Source organism: Streptomyces sp. NRRL WC-3549 (assembly GCF_000721935.1).
In the GTDB taxonomy this organism is placed as follows: domain Bacteria; phylum Actinomycetota; class Actinomycetes; order Streptomycetales; family Streptomycetaceae; genus Streptomyces.
Map to the genome: position 1 here is coordinate 8,265 of NZ_KL585443.1, position 4,018 is coordinate 12,282.

Consider the following 4,018-nt stretch of genomic DNA (forward strand, 5'->3'; position numbering starts at 1 on the left):
ATGTGTATAAGAGACAGGCCGGGCGGCTGGGGCTGCCGCTGGGGCATCTGGCGATCCGTCTGTACTGACTCGGCGCGCGTGGCCGTGGCGCGCTCCTCGCTCACGAACCGTGGACGCCCGCACGGTACTTGGGAAGGCGCAGCGTGATCTTCATGCCCGCGCCGACACCCGTCTCGATGACCAGCCCGTAGGCGTCGCCGTACACCTGCCGCAGGCGTTCGTCCACGTTCAGCAGTCCGATGCCGGTCGAGGTCCCGCCCTCGCCGCGCAGGATCTTCCGCAGCCGCTCGGGTTCCATCCCGATGCCGTCGTCCTCGATGACCACCTCGGCCTCGGCACCCGCGTCCAGGGCGCTGATCGTGATGCGACTGGTGCGCACGGCCCCCTCGAGTCCGTGCTTGACGGCGTTCTCGACGAGCGGCTGGAGGCAGAGGAAGGGCAGGGCGACGGGCAGCACCTCCGGGGCGACCTGGAGCGTGACGGAGAGGCGTGCGCCGAAGCGCGCCCGCACCAGCGCCAGATACTGGTCGATGGAGTGCAGTTCGTCGGCCAGCGTGGTGAAGTCGCCGTGTCTGCGGAACGAGTAGCGGGTGAAGTCGGCGAACTCCAGCAGCAGTTCACGCGCCCGCTCGGGGTCGGTACGGACGAACGAGGCGATGGCGGCGAGGGAGTTGAAGATGAAGTGCGGCGAGATCTGGGCCCGCAGCGCCTTGATCTCGGCCTCGATGAGCTGCGTCCGGGAGCGGTCGAGCTCGGCGAGCTCCAGCTGGACGCAGACCCAGCGGGCCACCTCGCCCGCCGCTCGGGCGAGCACCGCCGACTCGCGGGGTGCCCAGGCGACGAGCGTGCCCAGCACGCGGTGGTCGACGGTGAGGGGCACCGCGACGGCCCAGCGCAGCGGGCAGTCCAGGTCTCCGCAGTCGGTGCGGAAGGCGGTGTCCCGGCCGCTGTCGAGGAGGTCGCGGAGGTGGTCCATCACCTCCTGGCCGTGGTGGTCGCCCTCGCCGTCCCAGACCAGTACCCGGTCCCGGTCGGTGAGGCACAGCGCGTCGGTGCCGAGCAGCGAGCGCAGCCTGCGGGCGGAGCGCCGGGCGCTCTCCTCGGTGAGGCCGGCGCGCAGCGGGGGCGCGGCCAGGGAGGCGGTGTGCAGGGTCTCGAAGGTGGCGTGTTCGACGGGTGTGCCCACGTCGCTGGTGCGCTGGGGGCGGGCGGCGCGGCCCAGCAGGAAGCCGGTGCCCAGCAGCAGCACGGCGAGCACCGTGATGACGGCGACCCCGGCCCCGGTCATCGCGCCCGCTTCGAGGCCAGTGTCTCCGGAAGGTGGAAGCGGGACATGGCGGCGTTGGTGCCCGGGGGGACGCGGCCCGGGGTCGCGAGGGAGACCAGGATCATCGCCAGGAAGCCCACGGGCACGGACCAGACGGCGGGCCAGGCGAGCAGGGCGTGCGGCCAGCCCGGCGGGCGCACGGCCCCGCTGACGGTGATGGCGACGGACAGCAGCGCGGAGCCGCCGCCGAGCAGCAGCCCGGCGACGGCGCCCGGCGGGGTGAGCCGCCGCCACCAGATGCCGAGGACCAGCAGCGGGCAGAAGGACGAGGCGGAGACGGCGAAGGCCATGCCGACCGCGTCGGCCACCGGTACCCGGCCGACCACGAGCGAACCGACGAGCGGCACGGCGATGGCGAGGAGGGTGGCCAGGCGGAAGTGCCGCACGCCGCGTGAGGGCAGGACGTCCTGGGTGATGACTCCGGCGACGGCCATGGTGAGCCCCGAGGCGGTCGAGAGGAAGGCCGCGAACGCCCCGCCCGCGACCAGCGCGCCCAGCAGGTCGCCGCCCAGGCCGCCGATGACCCGGGCGGGCAGCAGCAGCACGGCGGCGTCGGCGTCGCCGTCGTGGATGAGCTCGGGGGCGTACAGCCTGCCGAGCGCCCCGTAGACGGGCGGCAGCAGGTAGAAGAGGCCGACCAGGGCGAGCACGGCGACCGTGGTGCGGCGGGCGTCGCGGCCGTTGGGGCTGGTGTAGAAGCGGACGACGACGTGCGGGAGGCCCATGGTGCCCAGGAAGGTGGCCACGATCAGGCCGTACGTCGCGTACAGCGGGTGGTCCGCGCGGAAGGCGGACATCTGGTCGTCGAAGCTGACGCGGGGGGCGCCGTCGCCCCGCCAGGCCAGCACCAGGAAGATCGCGGGGACCAGGAGTGCGGTGAGTTTCAGCCAGTACTGGAAGACCTGGACGAAGGTGATGGAGCGCATGCCGCCGGCCGCGACGGCGAGCACCACCACCGAGGCCACGAGCACGTCCCCGATCCAGCCCGGTGCGCCGGTCAGGATCGTCAGCGTCAGCCCCGCGCCCTGCAACTGCGGTACGAGATAGACCCATCCCGCGCCGACGACGAGCACGCTGACGAGCCGGCGCACCTGCCGCGACTCCAGGCGGCCTTCCGCGAAGTCGGGCAGGGTGTAGGCCCCTGAGCGGCGCAGCGGGGCGGCGACGAACACCAGGAGCACGAGGTATCCGGCGGTGTAGCCCACCGGGTACCACAGCATGTCGGGGCCGTGTACGAGGACCAGGCCCGCGATGCCGAGGAAGGAGGCGGCGGACAGGTACTCGCCGCTGATGGCGGCGGCGTTGAGCCGGGGCCGCACGGTGCGGGAGGCGACGTAGAAGTCCGAGGTGGTGCGGGAGATCCGCAGTCCGAAGCCGCCGACCAGGACGGTGGCGAGGACCACGAGGGCGACCGCCGCCATCGACGCCGGGTGGTGGGGTGTGCTCACGGCGCGGGGCGGCCTTCCACGAGCCGGGCGAAGTCGCGTTCGTTGCGCTCGGCCCGGCGCACGTACCACCAGGCGGCCAGGGTCAGCGGCGGGTAGGTGGCGAATCCGAGGACGGCCCAGACGACGGCGTTGCTGTGGACGGCCTCGAAGACGAGCGGCAGGGTGCCGGCGACCAGGGCGAGCACGGCGAAGGCCGTGAGGCCGGCCCGGAGCTGACTGCGCATCAGCGAGCGGACGTAGGCGCCGCCGAGCGCGGTCTGCTCGTCTATCTCGGACTGGGCGCGGTACCTGGGCAGCGGTCGTACCCGTCGGGGCTCGCCCGTGACCACTTCGCGCCGGGGCGTGCTCTCTTGGGACATGGGCCCGGAGTGTAGGCGGACCGGACCCCGGCTGGGAAGGGGCGCGGGCGGGGAGGAGCCCAGGTCAGCGGCCGGTCTGCCGCATCAGGAGGTCGCGCAGGGCGCGGGCGTGCCGGCGGCTGACGGCCAGTTCGGCGTCGCCGACGCGGACGCTCATGCTTCCGGCGTCGAGGCGGAGTTCGTCGATCCGGTTCAGCGCGACGAGATGACGGCGGTGGATACGTACGAAGCCCCGGGAGCGCCAGCGTTCCTCCAGGGTGGTCAGCGGGATGCGGACGAGGTGGCTGCCGGCGGCGGTGTGCAGCCGGGCGTAGTCGCCCTGGGCCTCGGCGTACGCGATGTCCTCGACGGGGACGAAGCGGATGATCCCGCCGAGCTCGACGGCGATCTGGTCGGCCGCCGCGTCGTGGACGGGCGCCGAGCGTTCGCCGACCTGTTCGGCGACGCGCCGTACGGCCTCGGCCAGGCGTTCGCGGCGGACCGGTTTGAGGACGTAGTCGACGGCCTTGAGGTCGAAGGCGTGGACGGCGAACCCCTCGTGGGCGGTGACGAACACGATCAGCGGGGGCGCGGCGAACCCCGCCAGCAGCTGCGCCACGTCCAGCCCCGTCAGGCCCGCCATGTGGATGTCCAGGAAGACGACGTCGATGGCCGACGGGTCCTCGGGTCCGGCGTCGACGGCACCGCCGATGCGGCGCAGCGCCTCGGTGGCCCCGGTGGCTCCCTCGGCGCTGCGGATGCGGGGATCGGCGCGCAGCAGGTAGAGGAGTTCCTCCAGGGCGGGTTCTTCGTCGTCGACGGCCAGTACGCGCAGCATGGCGGGAGTGTAGAGGGTCAGCCCGGGCGGTGGCCGCGGAGCTACTTCAGCAGACGGGACATACGGC

At 73.1% G+C, this 4,018-nt stretch carries 4 protein-coding genes; all 4 read right to left on the reverse strand.

All coding sequences use genetic code 11. The features are described 5' to 3' along the window. Window positions 1-100: 100 nt before the first annotated feature. The 4 genes from IH13_RS0133880 to IH13_RS0133895 all read right to left on the reverse strand — a co-directional run bounded on the left by IH13_RS0133880 (window position 101) and on the right by IH13_RS0133895 (window position 3,951). Entirely contained in the window at window positions 101-1,288 is a 1,188-nt protein-coding gene (locus IH13_RS0133880; protein ID WP_031090606.1) for a sensor histidine kinase, read from the reverse strand. Beyond that, window positions 1,285-2,775 (reverse strand): sodium/solute symporter, encoded by a 1,491-nt coding sequence (locus tag IH13_RS0133885; protein WP_031090609.1) that lies wholly within the window; start codon window positions 2,773-2,775, stop codon window positions 1,285-1,287. The genes IH13_RS0133880 and IH13_RS0133885 overlap by 4 nt, the downstream gene beginning before the upstream one ends. Beyond that, window positions 2,772-3,134: a hypothetical protein gene (locus IH13_RS0133890; protein WP_031090611.1), complete on the reverse strand. Its 363-nt coding sequence runs from the start codon at window positions 3,132-3,134 to the stop codon at window positions 2,772-2,774. Before IH13_RS0133890 ends, IH13_RS0133885 begins: the two co-directional genes overlap by 4 nt. Window positions 3,135-3,198: 64 nt before the next feature. Continuing rightward, window positions 3,199-3,951, reverse strand: coding sequence for a LytR/AlgR family response regulator transcription factor (locus IH13_RS0133895; protein ID WP_031090613.1), 753 nt, complete (start codon window positions 3,949-3,951; stop codon window positions 3,199-3,201). Between the last annotated feature and the right edge of the window lie 67 nt (window positions 3,952-4,018).